The following is a 17,889-nucleotide window of genomic DNA, read 5'->3' as shown; positions in this document are numbered from 1 at the left end:
CTCACGTCGGCCGAACGGATCCGTCGATGGATCCGAACTCACCTCGTCGGCGAAGCGGCCGGTTCGGGAGAGGCGGAACCGCCTGGCGGCTCCGGGCTCTAAGGGCTACCTGCGAATCCCGAGACGCTCGATCGTCGTCCGGTAGCGCTCGAAGCTCTGGTTGCGGAGGTAGCCGAGCAGCCGACGGCGGCGCCCGACCAACTTCAGCAGGCCGCGCCGGCCATGATGGTCCTGCTTGTGGACCTTGAAGTGCTCGGTGAGTTCGTTGATGCGGTTCGTCAGGAGCGCGACCTGGACTTCAGGGGAACCCGTGTCCGTCTCGTGGAGACGGAAGTCACGAATGATCTGGTCCTTCACTTCGGCTGTCTGTGGCACTCTCTGATTCCTCGCTGACTCTTGCTGGTTTCGTTCTGGGCTGGTTTCCTGTGTTGCCTTCTTTCGGTTCCTTCGTCGTTCCTCTGTCCTTTCGCGGCGCGGAGTGTAGCACGGCCGGCCCTGTTGTCCGCGAGGTCGGCTCTGGCGCCGAACTCCAAGGCTGCGAGGGGTTTGGGCGGCCTCAGTGGAAGACGATCTTCGGCTGCACGACGGCGAGGCCGCGGTCGCCGATCCGCTCCGCTACCGCGCCCACGGCGAGGAACCGGCCGCGGTTGTTCGTGATCTGAACCCAATCCCCCTCTTCGGCGTCGCAGCCGGGCGCCAGCACGGACTGCCCGTGCGCGATGCGGCGCTCCTGGGTCGCGTCCATCGTGACGCGGGGGAAGGGCAGGGGAATGTCGTCGAACGGCACCCAGGCGACTCCCAGGTCGGTGGCGGAAAGCGGTTCGTCGCCCCGCTGGACCGCTTCGAGCCGCCCGGAATCGAGCGCCCCTTCGACTTCGAACGAGCCGATGCGAAGGCGGCGCAGCGTCGCAAGATGCCCGCCGCAGCCGAGTTGCTCACCCACGTCGTGGGCGAGGGATCGCGCATAGGCGCCGGCCGCACAACTCAACCGGAACGGGATCCGGTCCGGCCCGGGGGCTCCGAGCTGGCCAGTCGCCTCGAACTGGAAGATCTCGACGTCCTTGCCCTCTCGTTCGAACTCCTGCCCGCGTCGCGCGAGTTCGTAGTACTTGCGGCCGCCGATCTTCTTCGCCGAGTAGGGCGGCGGCAACTGATGCTGGAGGCCTTCGAAACGGCGCATCGCTCCGACGACCTGCTCGTGGGTCAGATCGGCGGTGCTGCCCTCGAGGGTTACCTCGCCGGCCGCATCGTAGGTGTCGGTCGCGATGCCGAACCGGATCTCGCCTTCGTAGACCTTGGGTGCGCCGATCAGGAACCGCGTCAGACGGGTACTGCGCCCCACGGTCAGTAGCAGGAGACCGGTCGCGTTCGGGTCGAGCGTGCCGCAGTGACCGACCTTTCGTTCGGCGAGGGCGCGCCGCGCCGCCCGCACGACGTCGTGCGAAGTGCCTCCCGGCTGCTTGTCGACCAGGAGCAGTCCGTGGCGCCCGGGCCCCGCGGTCATGTCGCATCCTCAGAAGCCGTGGCAGCACGCGCGACGTCTTCCCCCTTCGCCTCCACCGCGGCCCCCAGTTCGGCGATCACGTCGGTCTCGTCCGTCGCGGTGTCGATCAGGCAGCCGGCGGCGTTCCTGTGGCCGCCTCCACCGCGCCGGCTGGCGATCGCGCCGACATCGATCCCGCCGCGGCTGCGCAAAGAAACCTTGACGTCTCCCTCGGGACGCTCCCGAAACAGCGCCACCGCCTCGACGCCGCGAATCGACCGCGGGTAGTCGATCAAGCCCTCGGAGTCGGTCGGCGAAGCCCCCGCGCGTTCGAACATCCGCAGCTCCAGACGGACGCTGGCAACTCGTTCGTCGCAGTGGAGCTGGAGCGTTCCCAGCACCTCGCCGAGCAGGCGCACGGCGCCTGGTGGCTGGGACTCGTAGAGCCACCCGGCGATCTGCTCGGGGCGTGCGCCGCGCCGGACGAGTTCGGCAGCCGCTTCGAAGGCCCGCGGGGTGGCGTTCGAGAACCGGAAACTGCCGGTATCGGTCGAGAGCCCGAGGTAGAGCGCGTTGGCCGTTGCCGGGTCGACCGGAGCGTCGAGGGCGTGCGCCAGACGGAGCACCATCTCGGCCACGGCGGGTGCTTCCGTGTCGACCCAGTTGGCGACTCCGTAGAGACGGTTGCCCAGGTGATGGTCCATGTTCAGGACCTCGAGCCGGCGCAGAGCATCCTCCAGGCCTGTGCGGTCGAGCCCCGGGCACTCGAGAGCTACCGCGAAGTCGAACGCCTCGGGAAAGCCGGGCGGCGGCGTTCGGCCGACGTGGATCGGAGTGTCCCCGATGGCGCCGTCGTAGGTTGCCGGCGCCGGATCGACGTTCCAGATCGTTGCGGAGCGTCCGGTCGCCCGAAGGATCCGCGCCAGGGCGACCTCCGAGCCGATGGCGTCGCCGTCCGGGTGGGCGTGGCTCGAGAGCAGGAAGTGCCTGCCGCCCAGGAGGGCGCCGAGGAACTCCTCGGGGACGGTGGGGGAGGTCCTGAGAGCGTTCACAGTTCGCTCAGAAGCTGGTCGATCCGCTCGGCGTGCTCGGCGCCGCGGTAGAGCTCGAAGTGGAGTTCCGGCGTCCGCCTCAGGCGCAGGCGCCGGCCGAGGCGGCCGCGAATGAAACCGGCCGCCCGGCGTACCGCCCGGATCGCCGTCTTGCGTTCGTCCTCGTCGCCTAGCACCGAGAGCTGGATGCGTGCGTGACTGCGATCCGCGTTCAACGTGAGATCGGCGATGCTGGCGAGGGACGCCCGGGGATCCTGGACTTCGCGCCTCAGAATGTCGGTCAACTCCCGGCGCAGCAGATCGCGTGCGCGGGCCTGGGAAACCGATTTCACCGGATCAGAGGGTAGGCGCGACGGCCTCGTGGTCGAAGGCCTCGATCAGATCGCCGGGTTTCACGTCCTGGAAGCGGTCGATGCCGATACCGCAGTCGAAACCGCTCCGCACTTCGGCCGTATCGTCCTTGAACCGGCGCAGGGAGCCGATGCGGCCCTCGTGAACGACCACGTTGTCGCGTACCAGTCGAATCTGCGCGCTGCGCGGGATGACTCCCGCGACCACGTGGCAACCGGCGACCATGCCGACCTTCGGCACCTTGAAGATCTCGCGCACCTCGGCCCGGCCCATGGAGACCTCCCGGTAGGTCGGTTCCAGCAGTCCGGTCATCGCCGCGAGCAGTTCCTCCGTCAGCTCGTAGATCACCGTGTGCAGCCGCACCTCGACGTCCTCCTTGGCGGCGAGGTCGGCGGCGCTGCGCTCGGGCCGGACGTTGAAGCCGTAGATGATCGCTCCCGCGGCCGATGCCAGTAGCACATCGTGGGTGGTGACGGCACCGACGGCGGCACGGATCACGCGCACCTTGACCTTTTCCGTCGAGACCTTCTGCAGCGTGTCCCGCAGCACTTCGACCGAGCCCTGGACGTCGGCCTTGAGGACGACGGGCAGTTCCTTGACCTCGCCCTCCTTGAGGCTCGCGAAGAGGCTCTCCAGGGAGACGCCTCCCGTGCTGGGGGCGAGTTCGCTGCGGCGCTTCTCCTCACGACGGAACTCGGCGATCGAGCGCGCCTTTGCCTCCTTGGCCGCCACCTGGAACGGATCGCCCGCGTCCGGAAGGTCGTTGAAGCCCGCCACCTCCACCGGCATGGACGGTGGGGCCTCCTTGACCCGCTTGCCCATGTCGTTCATCAGGGAGCGGACGCGGCCCCAGGTGGAACCGCAAACGAAGACGTCGCCCACGCGAAGGGTGCCGTTCTGAACGAGAACCGTTGCCACCGAGCCGCGGCCGGTTTCCTTGCTCGCCTCGATCACGACGCCCTGGGCCTGCAGTTCCGGATTTGCCCGGAGTTCCGCCACCTCGGCGGTCAGGGCGAGCATTTCGAGCAGATCGTCGATCCCTTCGCCCTTGAGGGCCGAGATCGGCACCGCGATCACGTCGCCGCCCCAGTCCTCGGTCACCAGATCACGATCTGCCAACTGCTGCTTGACACGGTCCACGTTGGCGTTCGGCCGGTCGATCTTGTTGATCGCGACCAGGATCGGCACCGACGCGGACTGCGCATGGTCGAGGGCCTCGACGGTCTGCGGCATGACGCCGTCGTCCGCCGCGACGACCAGGACCACGATGTCGGTCACCTTGGCGCCCCGGGCCCGGAGCTGGGTGAAGGCCTCGTGGCCCGGCGTGTCCAGGAAGGTGATGCGGCCGCCGTTGTTTTCGACCTGGTAGGCCGCGATGTGCTGCGTGATGCCGCCGAACTCGCCCTCGGTGAGCCTGGACTTGCGAATGGCGTCGAGCAGGGAGGTCTTGCCGTGATCGACGTGACCCATGATCGTCACGATCGGCGGTCGTTCGACCTGTGACAGACCCTCCGCGCTGTCTCCGCTGGCCCCCAGTTCCTCTTCCTGCTCGAGCTGGATCTCCTCCTCGAAGGAGACGATCACCGCATCGAAGCCCATCTGTTCCGCGAGTTCAACCGCCAGATCCGGTTCCAGGACGTGGTTCACGGTCGCCATCACGCCACGCTCGAACAGCGCCTTGAGCAGATCCTTCGCCTTGACCCCCATCTTCTCGGCGAGATCCCGGACCTGCAGACCGTCGGAGATGGTCAGCGTGCGGCGCGGGCCGTCTTCGGCCGGCTTCTCGGCCTCGCGTTCCTGTTGCCGCTCACGGCGGGTTCGGAGGTCGACGGAGGGTGGAGCCGACGGTGGAGCTTCCAGCGGCGGTTCGGGCTGTGCGGGCGGCGCGGTCGCAGCGGCCGGCGAGGTCGCCGGCCCCTGTGCGGGCGGGGCTGCCGGGGCATCGGTCGGTGGGGCCTGGGGCGTGGCCGCCGGCGTGTCCCGGCTTTCGGGCGCCGGCGTGCGCGCGGCCCTGGCCGCCTCCTCGGCCGCGATTTCCTTGGCCGCGATCTCCTCGGGAGTTGGAGGCTTCGGCTTCGACTCGGTCGGCGTCAGGGTGCGGATCGTGTGCTTGTGGACGACCTGCCGCCGCCGGTTCGGGCGCATCGGCCCGGTGGGAGGCCTGAGGCTCGAAATCGGACGGCGACGGGGCGCGGCCGGGGGCGCCGCGCGGTCGCGCAGGATGACTTCGCGTTGGGGACCGGCGATCTTCTTGCCTTCCAGCAGGGCCTTGATGATGTCCGTGTCGATCATCGCGTCTTCGCCCTCTACGCGAACACCGATCGATCGGAACTTGAACAGCAGGTCCCGTTCGGCCACGTTCATCCGCTTGGCCAGGTCCTGGAGCCGGATTTTTGCCATGGAGTCCTCGGTTCCCCTTGCGTCGTGTCGGCTCAGGCGCCCTAGGTTGCGCCGTCCCCCGTGTCCTTCTCGTCGCCCTCGTCCGCGGTTCCGGCCTCCTCCTCGAAGACGCGGTTGAGCGCGGCCATGAAGTCATCTTCATCCATCGCGGGGCCGTCGCCTTCCACCGCCGCTTCGCTGACCTCGGCCGACCCGGAGCGTTCGGCGGTCCATTCGAGGATCGACGCGGCCAGCGCCTCGTCGACACCTGGAACCATGGTCAGAGCTTCCAGGCCTGCGCTCTCGAGGGTTTCGAGCCCATCGAAGCCTGCTTCCGAGAGGGCGATCGCCAGTCCCTCGTCGACTCCCGGGATCTCGGTGAGGTCGAGTTCGTCCGCACCGCGGTCGACGTTCAGCATTTTCGCCAGCGCGTCGGCGACCTCGTCCTTGACGTCCGTTTCGCTCTTGATGTCGATCCGGGCACCGATGAGTTCGCTGGCGAGGCGCACGTTCTGGCCCCGCTTGCCGATCGCCAGCGACAGCTGCTCGTCCTCGACGATCACGTCGAGGTGCGGCGTCGCGCCTTCGTGGGTCACCGAGACGCGGGTAATCCGTGCCGGCGCCAGCGCGCTCTGCGCGAAGGTGACCTGATCTTCCGAGTACTCGATGATGTCGATTTTCTCGCCCCGGAGTTCACGGATGATCGACTGCACGCGCGACCCCTTCATGCCGACGCAGGCGCCGACCGGGTCGACGTCGCGTTCCCGGCTCAGGACGGCCACTTTGGCGCGTTCCCCGGGAGCGCGCACCGCCGTCTTGATGACCACGGTGCCGTCGTAGATCTCCGGCACTTCCATCTCGAACAGCTTGACCAGCAGGCGCGGATCGGTGCGGGACATCACGATCTGAGGTCCCTTGGGCTGCTTGTGCACCTCGACGATCACGCCCCGGATCCGCTCGCCCTGGCTGTAGCGCTCGTGGCGGGACTGTTCGCTGCGGGGCACGATCGCCTCGGTGCGACCGAGGTCGACGATGATGTCGCCGCGCTCGAAGCGTCTCACGGTGCCGTTGACCACCTCGCCGACACGGTTCTCGAACTCGCCGTAGATCTTCTCTCGCTCGGCTTCCCGAACCCGCTGATAGAGCACCTGCTTCGCCGACTGGGCGGCGATCCGGCCTAGCCCCTGGGTGGAGATCGGGAACTCGATCTCCTCGCCGACCTCGGCGTCCTCCTTGTGCTCGCGCGCCTCTTCGAGAGTCCATTCGGCGAACGGGTCTTCGACCTCGTCCACGACCAGGCGGTAGCTGAATGCGCTGAACTGACCGGTTTCGCGGTCCATGTAGGAGCGCACCGGCTCCTTGATGTGGTGCTGCTTCTTGGCCGCGGAGGCCACCGCATCCTCGAGGGCGACGATCCACCGGTCGAGATCGATGTCCTTCTCGTGGGCGACCTGCCTGAGGACCTCGTTGATGTTCACTTCGGGAGTGTGTGGCTGAGCCATTGTCGGATTCCCCGGAGTCAGAGTTCGACCAGGAGTCTGGCCTTGTGAATGCGGTCGATGGTCAAGGGCATGGTCGTGCCGCTGTCGTCCTCCAGGATGAGTGCGACACCGGAAGCCTCGGCACTCAGCCCTTCCAGGAGACCACGTACCGTGCGGCGGTTTCCGCTCGCGGCATCGGTGAAGGTGACCTGAGCCCGCCGTCCGCGGAAGCGCTCGTAGTCGCGGGCGCCGTAGAGTTCGCGGTCGAGTCCCGGCGAGCTGACTTCCAGCACGTATCCGGAGGCGGGGCCGAAGTCCTCGGCGTCGAGGAGGACGGACGCCTCCCTGGAGACGCCGGCGCAGTGTTCGTGGGTGACGCCGTCGGCGTGATCGATCACTAGACGCAGACTGCTGCCCCGAAACGCGGCGTCGAGCAACTCGCACGAGTGGCTCGCCACGAGACGCTCGAGGCGTCGGAGGAAGTCGGAATCGATGGCGGTACCCATACAACGTCCCTAAACAAAAGAGAGCGGGCCGAAGCACCCACTCTCAGCAACCGGCTGCCGGTTTTCGGCGGATTCGCGTCCCGGAAGGGAGAGCGCCGGCAGTCGGGTGTCGACTATACAACCGATGGTTGGGGCGGGGCAACAGCAACGTTGGCAAGTGGATTGCACCCGAGTGAGATGGCCGGCCGGTGCGCTTGGCAACGGGTGGCCGGTACGGTTGTATGCTTTCCCTATTGAGCGAGGTACTCCTGACGATGAATACGAAGAAACAGCTCCTCCTGACCGCCCTGATGGTGTTCGGCGCCCTGGTGTTCGGCATGATCATCGCGGGTGGCCTGAATCTCACGGAACCGACGCGGGCGGAAGAGGCCGGCCGGAGTGCTGAGGCCGCGGAAGAAGACTCCCGCCGCGAACAGGCGAGACGGGTCGAACGTCATGCCAGGACGTCGATCGAGAGCTTCGCCGATCTGGCGGAAGCGGTGCTGCCGGCGGTGGTCACGGTCGAAGTCGCGAGGATCGAAGAGAGCTCCGGCCCCGGTTTTTTCTTCCGGCGCAACCCGTTCCAGCGGCAGCCACAAGGCGAGCCTGAGCCCGACGAACAGCGGCTCCAGGGCGCCGGCAGCGGTTTCCTGATCTCCGCCGACGGCTGGATCGTGACGAACAACCACGTGATCGACGAAGCGGACGACATCACGGTCCGTCTCGACGGCCGCGAGTACGAGGCCGAGGTCCGGGGCCGCGACCGGGAGACCGATCTTGCCCTGATCAAGATCGATGTGGACGAGGAGCTGCCGTTCCTGCCGCTCGGAGACTCGGACGAACTGAGGGTCGGAGACTGGATCATGGCGATCGGCAGCCCCCTGAGCTTCGAGGCGTCCGTGACCGTGGGCGTCGTCAGCGCCAAGGGTCGCTCCTTCCCGATCGAGGGCGGACCCACGAGCTTCGCGAACTACATCCAGACCGACGCGGCGATCAACCGGGGCAACTCCGGGGGGCCGCTGGTCAACACCGCGGGCGAGGTCGTCGGCATCGCCACAGCGATGGCGTGGGCCGAGAACATCGGCTTCGCGGTACCGGTCGACGTGCTGGAGGGAGTCCTTCCGCAGTTACGCGACGAGGGCAGGGTGAGGCGCGGCTATCTCGGCGTGCAGATCCGCGACCTGGAGCACATCGAAGCCCGCTACTACGAACTGGACGAACCGCATGGCGCCTTCGTGCAGCAGGTGGTGGAGGACACTCCCGCGAAGAAGGCCGGTGTCGAGTCCGGAGACGTGATCCTGCGCGTCGACGACCACGATGTCGTCGGCACCCGCGACCTGATCGACTACGTCGCGGCGCTGCCGCCCGGCGAGAGCGTCGAGCTGGAGGTCCTCCGTGAGAACCGGCGGATCACACTGGATGTCCTGCTGGAGGAACGTCCACCGCAGGTTGCCGAGAGCAGCCCCGCGAGACCGGCCCCGACGCGGGGCGAAGGCATGGAGTGGCTGGGTCTCGAGTTGCAGCCGCTGACCGCGAATCTCCGCGAGCGCGTGGGGCTGGACCGGCGCCAGCGGGGCGTCTACGTCTCGGACGTCTCGGCCCGTAGCGTCTTCGCCGAGAGGGGCTTCCAGCCCGGCGTCGTGATCACCGGGATCGAAGACGCCGAGATTCGCGATCTGGACGACCTGAAGGCGGCGACGGCCGATCTCGAGACCGGAGACCTGATCCGTGTGGAGGCAGTGATTCCCGGGACTTCCGGCCCACAGCGGTTCTTCTCGGTCATCGAAGTCCCCTGACGCCCATGGCCCCTCGGGTGCTCGTGGTCGACGACGAGGAGTCGATCCGAAGCTCGCTGCGGATGATCCTCGAGTTCGAGCGCTACCGGGTCGAGGAGGCGTCGACCGGCAGGGAGGCACTGCGCCGGGTGATGATGCGGCCTCCAGCGGCCGTCCTGCTGGACATCAAGATGCCCGAGATGGACGGCCTGGCCACGCTTTCGCGCCTCAGGGAACGCGGTCACGACATGCCGGTCGTGATGATCAGCGGTCACGGCGACATCGCGGCCGCGGTCGAGGCGACCCGGCTTGGAGCATACGACTTCCTGGAGAAACCGCTCGAACGGGACCGGGTGCTCCTGGCGCTGCGAAACGCCGTCGAGCGCCAGCGGCTCGAGGACGAGAACCGGCTGCTGCGTGGGGCGCCGTTCGAGTTGGTGGGCGAGTCCGCCGCGATGCGGGAGCTGCGGGCCGTGATCGAGCGGGCCGCGCCGACTCCGGCCACGGTTCTGATCACCGGCGAGAGTGGCGTCGGCAAGGAACTCGTGGCGCGAGCCATCCATGCCGGCAGCCCGCGCAGCGACATGCCGCTGGTGCAGGTGAACTGCGCCGCGATTCCGGACGAACTGATCGAGTCCGAGCTGTTCGGCCACGAGAGGGGCGCTTTCACCGGCGCCGTGCGCCGCCAGATCGGCAAGTTCACGGCCGCGGACGGTGGCACGATCTTCCTGGACGAGGTGGGGGACATGTCCGCCCGGACCCAGGCGAAGGTGCTGCGGGCGCTGCAGAGCGGCGAGATCGAGCCGGTCGGCGCCCGTACTACGGTCACCGTCGATGTCCGGGTGGTGGCGGCGACCCACCGGGATCTGCTGGCCGAAATCGAGGAGGGCCGCTTCCGCGAGGACCTCTTCTACCGGCTCAACGTCGTCCCGGTTCATGCGCCGCCGCTACGGGAGCGTCTGGACGACCTGCCGCTCTTGGTCGATCACTTCATCGAGCGCTTCGCGGCGGAGAACAACTACCGGCCCAAGACCCTGACAGGCGAGGCGACCCGGCAACTGCAGGCAATGCCGTGGCGTGGCAACGTGCGCGAACTGAAGAACCTGGTGGAGCGTCTGCTGATCCTGACGCCCGGCGACGAGATAGACCGCGGAGACGTGCTCCGGCTCGCCGGCCCGGAGCGTGGGGAGTTGTCGGAGGCTATTCTCGCGGTTTCGACGCTGCGGGAGTTCAGGGAGAGCGCTGAACGTCTCTACCTGGCGAAGAAACTCGAGGAATATGGCTGGAACGTGACCCGGACCGCCAAGGCGATCGGAACGCCGCGAAGCAACCTGTACAAGAAGATGGATCTGCACGGTCTGCGGCGGGAGGAACCCGCGTGAGCGCGGAGCGCCCAGGCGCTATGACCCCGCACCGGATTCTGGTCGCCAAGCCCGGGCTCGACGGCCACGATCGGGGCGCGAAGGTCGTCGCCCGGGCGTTGCGGGATGCCGGCTTCGAGGTGATCTACACCGGTTTGCGCAAGACACCGGAGCAGATCGTCGCCGCGGCCGTGCAGGAGGATGTCCGCGCCGTCGGTCTGTCCATCCTGTCCGGGGCCCACAACACCCTGCTCCCCGAAGTCGTCGACGGGCTCAGAGCGGCGGATGCGGACGACGTCCTGGTGTTCGCGGGCGGCATCGTTCCGGAACGGGACATCGGGGGACTCAGAGCGGCCGGTGTGGACGAGGTCTTTCCCCCGGGCTCGAGCACTGCCGAGATCATCGAGTACCTGAACCACCGACTCGGGCCGCCGTGAAGAAGCGCTTCGACCCGGCGTCCTACGAGGGCAAGTGGCAGGCGTGGTGGGCGGAGCGGGATCTGTTCCGTTGCCCGGAGGATCCCGAACGGAGGGGACCGGCTCCCTACTGCATCCTGATTCCGCCGCCGAACGTGACCGGCAGGCTGCACATCGGGCACGCGCTGCAGAGCACGCTCCAGGACCTGGTGACCCGCTGGCGGCGGATGCGGGGCGACAACGCCCTCTGGCTTCCCGGCACGGACCACGCCGGCATCGCGACCCAACTGATGGTCGAGCGGCACCTGGAGCTACAGGGATCGAGCCGGGTCGAACTCGGCCGCGAGAAGTTCGTTGAGCGCGTATGGCGCTGGAAGGATGAGTACCACTCGAACATCCGGGGCCAGCTGCAGCGGCTGGGGGCTTCCTGCGACTGGTCTCGAGAGCGGTTCACCCTGGACGAACGCCTCGCGCACGCCGTGCGGACCGCCTTCGTCGAGCTGTACCGCGAGGACCTGATCTACCGCGGCGAGCACATGGTCAACTGGTCGCCGGTCCTGCAGACGGCGGTGTCGGACCTGGAAGTGGAGAACCGGGAGGTCGAGGGCAAGCTCTACCACCTGGCGTATCCGCTGGAGCCGGAGGAAGGCAGCGGTAGCGTCCCCGAAGAACCGTTGATCGTCGCGACGACACGGCCGGAGACGATGCTGGGCGATACCGCGGTTGCCTTCCATCCAGACGACGATCGCTACCGACGCCTCGGAGGCCGCTTCGCACGGCTGCCGATCCTGGGGCGGCGTCTGCGGCTGGTCGCCGATGAATACGTCGACCCGGAGTTCGGCACCGGACTGGTCAAGGTCACGCCGTTTCATGACCCGAACGACTACGAGATCGCGCGCAGGCACGATCTCCCGGGCGTGCGCGTGATCGGCCTGGACGGGCGGATGACGGCCGAGGCCGGTGCCGACTTCGAAGGCCTGGACCGCCTGGAAGCCCGGCGGCGGGTGGTCGAACGGCTCGAAGCGGAGGGGCGCCTGGTCGGGACCGAGCGGCACGTCCACAGCGTGGGCCACTCGCAGCGGAGCGGGGAACCGATCGAGCCGATGCTGTCGCCGCAGTGGTTCGCCGATGTTTCGGGCATGGCGAAGGAGGCGCTCGCCGCCGTCGAGGACGGGCGGTTGGAGCTGATCCCCGACACCTGGGACAAGACCTGGGAACACTGGCTGCGCAACATCCGGCCGTGGGTCATCTCGCGGCAGCTCTGGTGGGGACACCGCATTCCGGCCTGGTACGACCGCGACGGGGCCTGTTACGTCGCGATGGACCGCCGGGAGGCCGAGGAACTGGCCGGCACGGACGAACTGACCCGCGACCCCGACGTGCTGGACACCTGGTTCTCGTCGGGGCTCTGGCCGCTGTCGACCCTCGGCTGGCCCGACCGGGATGCCCCGGACCTGCAGACCTGGTACCCGACGGACGTGCTGATCACGGGATTCGACATCCTGTTCTTCTGGGTCGCCCGCATGGTCATGCTCTCGCAGCACTTCTGCGGCGACGTGCCGTTCCGCGCCGTCCATCTGACCGGTCTGGTGCGGGACGCGCGGGGCGAGAAGATGTCGAAGATGAAGGGCAACACGGTCGACCCGATGGACCTGGTCGAGGAGTACGGGGCCGATGCAATGCGCTTCACGCTGGCGGTGCTCGACGTTCCGGGACGCGACATTCCGCTCGACCTCGAGCGGATGGCGGGCTATCGCGCCTTCGGCAACAAGATCTGGAACGCGGTCCGGTTCGCGCTGGCACGGACCGAAGGGGCCAGCGTTCCAGGGTCGGCCGCCGAGTTGCTCGGTGACGACCTGGCGGCGCCCGAAAGGTGGATCCTCTCGCGCCTGTCAGCGACCGCGGCCGCGGTCAACGAGGCCCTGGAGGAGTTTCGTTTCGACCGTGCCTGCAACGCGCTCTACTACTTCTTCTGGCACGAGCTCTGCGACTGGTACATCGAGTTCGCGAAGCCGGCCCTCTCGGGAAGGGCGCCCAGGCCGCGGGTCGCCGAGACGGTTCTGTTCGCGATCGAATCGAGCCTGCGGCTGCTCCATCCGGTGATGCCGCACTTGACGGAGGAGCTCTGGCAGCGCCTGCCGCGAGCCACGGCTCCGGGCTCCGGGGAGCCGGAGAGCATCGCGCTTCAGGCCTACCCGCTGGGCGACGACGACCTAGTTTCGGACGACGTGGAGCGCGGCATGGACGTCGTGATCGCCGCCGTCCAGGCGGCCCGGAGTCTGCGCCGCGAGCGGAACCTCGCCGCGGCGGCGAAGATGTCCGTCTTCGTCGAGGACGGCGACCGGGACCTGATCGCCTTCGTCGTCGACCAGGCATCCCTGCTGGACGCGGTGGCCGGTGTCGGTCAGGTCACAGCCGGCAGGGGGCCGGCCGGGTCGGTCCGGGACCGGGTCGGGGGAGTGAATCTCGCGTTCGAGGTCGAGGTTCCTGCGATGAGCGAGTCCGAGCGCGCGAAACTCGCCAGGGACCTGCAGAAGATCGATGCCGAGATTGCCGGGGCCCGGGGCCGACTCTCGAACACCGGGTTCCTCGAGAAGGCTCCGGTCCACGTGGTCGAGGGCAACCGCGCGCGCCTCGCCGAACTCGAGGAACGTCGCCAACGGGTGTCCGAGGCGCTCGGCCACTAGTGTGAGTGCTGCTAGCCTTCGCGCCCCGATGGCGGACCGCTCCGAGGCATTCGACCAGTTCACCGGGGAACTGCTGGCCTGGTCGCCGCGCCTGGCGGGAAACTTCGTGTTGATGGATACCGTCGATTCGACGAACCGCTTCGTCAAGACACTCGCGGAGCGGTTTTTCGAGGAAGAGTCGATGCCGCAGCCTGCCCTGGTCGTGGCCTTCGAGCAGACGGCGGGTCGGGGTCGACAGGGCCGCTCCTGGGTCAGCACCGCGGAACGGGGTCTCTACTGCACCTGGCTGCAGCCGTTGCCGATCGCGGGAGCTGGCCCCCTGGAGGATCAGCTCGGGTCGCTGCCCCTTCTCGCCGGCATCGGCGTGTGCCGTGCGGTGACGGACTTCGTCGACGGGCGAGCGGGCCTCAAGTGGCCCAACGACGTGCTCGTGGAGGGCCGCAAGATCGCGGGCGTCCTGATCGAGACGGTAGTCGGCGGCGGGGGAGAGACCGTGGCCGTGATCGGTTTCGGCGTGAACTACGACTTCGGCACAGCAGGCGAGCTGCCGACGCCCGTGTCAACATCGATCGCGCTCGAAACCGGAAGGCCGCCTTCGCGGGCGGCCGCCGTCGCACGGCTCGCCAGTTCGATGGAATGCGAGCTGGGTCGTGCGGGTGATTTGGAGTACACCCTGGATTCCTACCGCCGCTGCACGATCCATCGCGAGGGCGACGAAGTGAGCTGCCGGATCGGCGGCGAGACGGTTTCGGGCCGGTTCGCCGGCTTCGACGACGGCGGACGCTTCCGCCTCGAGACGCCGGCCGGCCTGCGCACGATCGCGTCGGGCGAGGTCATCGAGGCGTGACGCCGGGAGCGGATCCCGGGAGCGGGGACCGCGACTACTTCGAGGTCATCGAGGAGGAGTTCATCAGGCTGCGGGGAGCACCCCTGCTGCTGAGTCCGGCGGACTGGCGTCTTGCGCGGCAGTGGCGGCGGGATGGCGTACCGCTAACCCTGGTTCTCGAGAGCATCCGCGAAGTGTTCGCGCGGCGGGCCGAACGGGCGGCCGCCTCGCCGGATGCGCCCAAGCGGCGGGTGAGCAGTCTGCGCTACTGCCGGCCGGCGGTGGAGAAGGCATGGGCCGTCCATCGGGAGCTGGGACCGATACCGTCGGTTCAAAGGCCGCCGCCGGCTATCGATGTGCCTCGGAAGCTGGTCGCACTCGCGGCAGCCCTGCCCTCCTCGCTTCAGGGAGTCGACGCCACAAGACGCAGGCTCCTGGCGCTCGACGGACCGGCGCCGGAGATCGAGGCGAGACTGGCGGAGTTGGATCTCGAACTGGTCGCGCGGGCGTTCGACTCGCTGGCAGCCCCGGACCGCGAGGCCGTAGTGGCGGGCGCCGACGAAGCGCTGCGCCGGACGGCGGGACGAGTGGAGGAGCAGAGGCTGCCGGATCTCCGTCAGCGTCTGGTGCGCCGCCTGGTGCGCGAGCGGCTCGGGCTTCCCCTGCTGTCGCTCTTTGCCGAGACGGCGACATCGCCCGGCGAAAACTGACTCAGTCGGACCCTTCCTGTCGGTTGCGGCGCCAGCGGTCGGCGCAGCGGTCGTAGAGCACGACGCCAACCGTCATGCCGAGGTTCAGCGATACCGCGGTGGGAACGCGAAGGCGATGGTCGCTGTGCTTCAGGATGCGCTCCGAAACCGAACCGCTCTCGGGCCCGAACACGTAGCAGGCCCGCTCGGGGTGAACGAAATCGGGAAGTGCGATCGCATCCGGAACGATCTCCACCGCGACGAGGGCCGTGTCGCGAGGAGTTGCCTCGAGCAGATCCTCCACCTCGATCACCGGAACGTGCCGGTAGGCGCGGGTCGGATCGGTCGGCAGCCGCCGGACGTCGATGTGTTCCGATGGCTGGCCGAGGATGATCATCCGGGCCTGGAAGCAGAGCGCTGCCCGCAGGACGTGGCCGACGTTGACGGGATCGGCAGGTCGGTCGAGGGCGACGCAGGCGAAGCCGCGACCGCCTGCAAGATCCGCACGGCGCTGGACAGGGCGTTCGACTTTCTTCGCCACTCAGATCGTCTCGCTGCCGTGCTGCTCGAAGAGACGCTCGATCAGGAGCTGGAGCGGGAACCGATTCAACCTGCCGGTTCCCGCGGCGCGCTCGCCGTAACTTGTCACGCCGTCCGGTGCGATCCCCTCACCCCAGATCAGCACCGGCACGGGATCGGCGCCATGCGCGCCCAGTTCAGACAGGGTGGCGTGATCGGCCGTCACGGCGACCCGGACGGGTTGCTCCAGCCGGTCGAGCAGGGTCCCCAGTTCGCGGTCGAGCCGTTCCAGGAAGGCGACCTTCAGATCGGGGCGGCGGTCGTGGGCGGCGATGTCGGCGCCCTTGACGTGGACCATCACCAGGTCGTGCTCCTCGAGCGCCTCCAGGGCGCAGTCGAACTTGAGCGAGAGGTCCGTATCCACGTTCGCGGTCATGCCGCGGCGGCGGATCACGGAAGCGCCGAGCGCCGAGGCGATCCCCATCACGGTGCGGTCGCCGCCGACGCAGGCAGCTTCGAGCGGCAACCCGCCGGGTTCCAGGGGAAGCAGGCGGTGGACCCGGCCCACGCCCCGGGTGAGGACGGCGTTGGCCGCCAGCTTTCCGTTCTCCAGGCGTTTCTCATTGACCGGGTGCCGGGCCAGGACCCGGCGGGCCTCCTGTTCGAACAGGGCGAGGACACGGGCGGTTCGCTCGGCGCTGTCGTCGTTGGGATCGAGGGGTCGCGGCGCCAGGGGCGGCCCGGACGGAGCCCCCTCGCCCGGGTCGGAGCCCTGGATGGCCGAAGTCAGCCCGCCTCCGCGCAGCGTGATCGCGAGCCGATGCTCGGTCGTTGCCCGCACGCGCACCTTGACCCGATCGGAAGCGGGAAGGTCCAGCTTGTCGATCGCCTTCGCCAGCTTCTTCGCGTCCTCGCGGATGCGGCCGGCGCGGCGGTCGACGACGCTGCCGCGTTCATCGAGGGTGGCGAAGTTGCCCCGAATGGCGATCGTGCCCGCCTTCAGCTTGAGGCCGGCGCCGAGCGCCTCGATCGGTCCACGCGTCATCACCCGCGGTGACTGCGCGAACAGGGCGAGGTTGCCCGAGGCCGTATCCGGAACGACGCCCGGTGCCACCGGGTCGGCCAGACCGCAGACGCCTTCCCTGGCTAGCCGGTCGAGAGTCGGGGTGCGGGCGGCCTCCAGGGGCGTCCGTGCACCGAGCGAGCGCAGGGGCCGGTCGGGTAATCCGTCGATCACCAGGAGCAGAGCCGGCGTGCGTCGTTCGCCGAGCGACTCGACCGATGCCTGGGTCAGCCAGGGAAGTCGCTGGGAGAGGCTCTGTCCGAGCAGGGCGATGGCCGCCGAGAGCGATTGTTCGCGGTCCGTCGTGTCCAGGATGGGGATGTCGGCCTCTCCGGCCAGGTGCAGGAGGCGGTCCTGCTGTTCGCGAATCACCGTGAAGTGATCCAGGTGCCGGCTCGACTTCCGGCCGTCGAAGGTCTCGCGCGCCAGAAAGTGACTCCGATGAACCTCCTCGTCCGGGGTGGAGAGAACGACGAAGAACTGATACGCCTCTCCCTCCAGGTCGGTGAAGGGAACCAGTCCGGGCGAGAGGTGGACTCCCTCGACCACGAGGCTGATGTTCTCGGCGATCGCCCTTTCGACCACGGCCCGCACGCCGACGCATACCCTGGTCGCCTGCTCTTCGAGCGTGGCGAGTTGTGGATTCGCGGCTCCCGCGGCAAGTTCGGCGGAAGGGTCCGTTGCCGCCTCATAGCTCGAGACGTGAAGCGCCGGCAGAATCGCCGGCGCGAACACCATCCGCATCACCTGACGCACGGTGTCGGTGGCGTTGATCCGGTAGATGCGGAGTTGCGGCGCCAGGTCGAGGGCCAGCGTCGATTTCCCTGTGCCGCCGGCGCCGCCGATGTAGAGGATCAGGGGTTTGGGCAGCCGCCGCAGGCGCCGGATCAGCCGGTAGCGACCGGCGGTGTCTGAGCCCTCTTCCGTGTCCAGAAAGTCGGCGATCCGCCGTACGAGACGCCGCTTCTCGAGGCTGGTCGTGCCTTCGTGCTGCAACTGTCGCTGCAGTTGCTCCACCCGACGGTAGGCCCGGTCGAAGTCGAGTCCGGCAGCGTAGAGGCTGCGGGCGAGCAACCCGCGGGAGAACGGCTGCGTCTCGCCGTGGTGAGTGATCTGGATCGGGCGCTCGGTGGCGCCCTCGGTGACGATCAGGTCTCCTCCCGCGCACGGCGCAGCGGGCAGTTGGAGCAACTCAGCGGCTCACCATCGGGCCCGAGCACATCGGGACCCCCGCAGGACCCTCGCAGGCAGCGCCCGCTCAACAGCACGCCGACCGCCATGAGAATCACCGAAGCGGCGATGACAGTAATCGTGAGAAACAG

General features: G+C 68.2%; 15 protein-coding genes. 6 read left to right on the top strand and 9 right to left on the bottom strand.

Annotation, left to right across the window (positions count from 1 at the left end):
- Positions 1-105 precede the first annotated feature (105 nt).
- From rpsO to OXG83_05510, 7 genes are all read right to left on the bottom strand, one after another.
- Positions 106-375 (bottom strand): 30S ribosomal protein S15, encoded by a 270-nt coding sequence (gene rpsO, locus OXG83_05540; GenBank protein MCY3964476.1) that lies wholly within the window; start codon positions 373-375, stop codon positions 106-108.
- Positions 376-556: 181 nt separating this feature from the next.
- Positions 557-1,504: a tRNA pseudouridine(55) synthase TruB gene (gene truB, locus OXG83_05535; GenBank protein ID MCY3964475.1), complete on the bottom strand. Its 948-nt coding sequence runs from the start codon at positions 1,502-1,504 to the stop codon at positions 557-559.
- Positions 1,501-2,535, bottom strand: coding sequence for a bifunctional oligoribonuclease/PAP phosphatase NrnA (locus tag OXG83_05530; protein MCY3964474.1), 1,035 nt, complete (start codon positions 2,533-2,535; stop codon positions 1,501-1,503). Before OXG83_05530 ends, truB begins: the two co-directional genes overlap by 4 nt.
- Positions 2,532-2,867, bottom strand: coding sequence for a 30S ribosome-binding factor RbfA (gene rbfA / locus OXG83_05525; protein MCY3964473.1), 336 nt, complete (start codon positions 2,865-2,867; stop codon positions 2,532-2,534). The genes OXG83_05530 and rbfA overlap by 4 nt, the downstream gene beginning before the upstream one ends.
- A gap of 4 nt (positions 2,868-2,871) precedes the next feature.
- Positions 2,872-5,286 (bottom strand): translation initiation factor IF-2, encoded by a 2,415-nt coding sequence (gene infB / locus OXG83_05520; GenBank protein ID MCY3964472.1) that lies wholly within the window; start codon positions 5,284-5,286, stop codon positions 2,872-2,874.
- A gap of 41 nt (positions 5,287-5,327) precedes the next feature.
- Positions 5,328-6,767: a transcription termination factor NusA gene (nusA, locus tag OXG83_05515; protein MCY3964471.1), complete on the bottom strand. Its 1,440-nt coding sequence runs from the start codon at positions 6,765-6,767 to the stop codon at positions 5,328-5,330.
- A 17-nt stretch (positions 6,768-6,784) separates the two neighbouring features.
- Positions 6,785-7,252 (bottom strand): ribosome maturation factor RimP, encoded by a 468-nt coding sequence (locus OXG83_05510; GenBank protein MCY3964470.1) that lies wholly within the window; start codon positions 7,250-7,252, stop codon positions 6,785-6,787.
- Positions 7,253-7,506: 254 nt separating this feature from the next.
- On the opposite strand from OXG83_05510, the gene OXG83_05505 reads away from it, so the two are divergent.
- The 6 genes from OXG83_05505 to OXG83_05480 are packed head-to-tail and all read left to right on the top strand — an operon-like array spanning position 7,507 to position 15,006.
- Complete coding sequence (locus tag OXG83_05505) at positions 7,507-9,027, top strand: trypsin-like peptidase domain-containing protein (GenBank protein MCY3964469.1); 1,521 nt, start codon at positions 7,507-7,509, stop codon at positions 9,025-9,027.
- A gap of 5 nt (positions 9,028-9,032) precedes the next feature.
- A complete protein-coding gene (locus OXG83_05500; protein MCY3964468.1) occupies positions 9,033-10,388 on the top strand; it encodes a sigma-54 dependent transcriptional regulator in 1,356 nt (451 codons plus the stop codon).
- A 20-nt stretch (positions 10,389-10,408) separates the two neighbouring features.
- Positions 10,409-10,804 carry a cobalamin B12-binding domain-containing protein gene (locus tag OXG83_05495; protein MCY3964467.1) on the top strand — a complete coding sequence of 132 codons (396 nt, stop codon included), beginning with the start codon at positions 10,409-10,411 and terminating at the stop codon, positions 10,802-10,804.
- Entirely contained in the window at positions 10,801-13,470 is a 2,670-nt protein-coding gene (locus OXG83_05490; GenBank protein MCY3964466.1) for a valine--tRNA ligase, read from the top strand. The genes OXG83_05495 and OXG83_05490 overlap by 4 nt, the downstream gene beginning before the upstream one ends.
- A gap of 28 nt (positions 13,471-13,498) precedes the next feature.
- The gene (locus OXG83_05485; GenBank protein MCY3964465.1) at positions 13,499-14,317 is read left to right on the top strand and encodes a biotin--[acetyl-CoA-carboxylase] ligase; all 819 of its coding nucleotides are present in this window, start codon (positions 13,499-13,501) and stop codon (positions 14,315-14,317) included.
- Positions 14,314-15,006 (top strand): hypothetical protein, encoded by a 693-nt coding sequence (locus OXG83_05480; protein MCY3964464.1) that lies wholly within the window; start codon positions 14,314-14,316, stop codon positions 15,004-15,006. The genes OXG83_05485 and OXG83_05480 overlap by 4 nt, the downstream gene beginning before the upstream one ends.
- Before the next feature lies 1 nt (position 15,007).
- Here OXG83_05480 and OXG83_05475 read toward each other — a convergent pair whose 3' ends face one another.
- Complete coding sequence (locus OXG83_05475; GenBank protein MCY3964463.1) at positions 15,008-15,526, bottom strand: TrmH family RNA methyltransferase; 519 nt, start codon at positions 15,524-15,526, stop codon at positions 15,008-15,010.
- Complete coding sequence (gene apgM, locus OXG83_05470) at positions 15,527-17,758, bottom strand: 2,3-bisphosphoglycerate-independent phosphoglycerate mutase (protein MCY3964462.1); 2,232 nt, start codon at positions 17,756-17,758, stop codon at positions 15,527-15,529.
- Between the last annotated feature and the right edge of the window lie 131 nt (positions 17,759-17,889).

It is taken from the genome of Acidobacteriota bacterium, assembly GCA_026707545.1.
GTDB lineage: Bacteria > Acidobacteriota > Thermoanaerobaculia > Multivoradales > Multivoraceae > Multivorans.
This window is presented reverse-complemented; position numbering and strand designations above follow the sequence as displayed.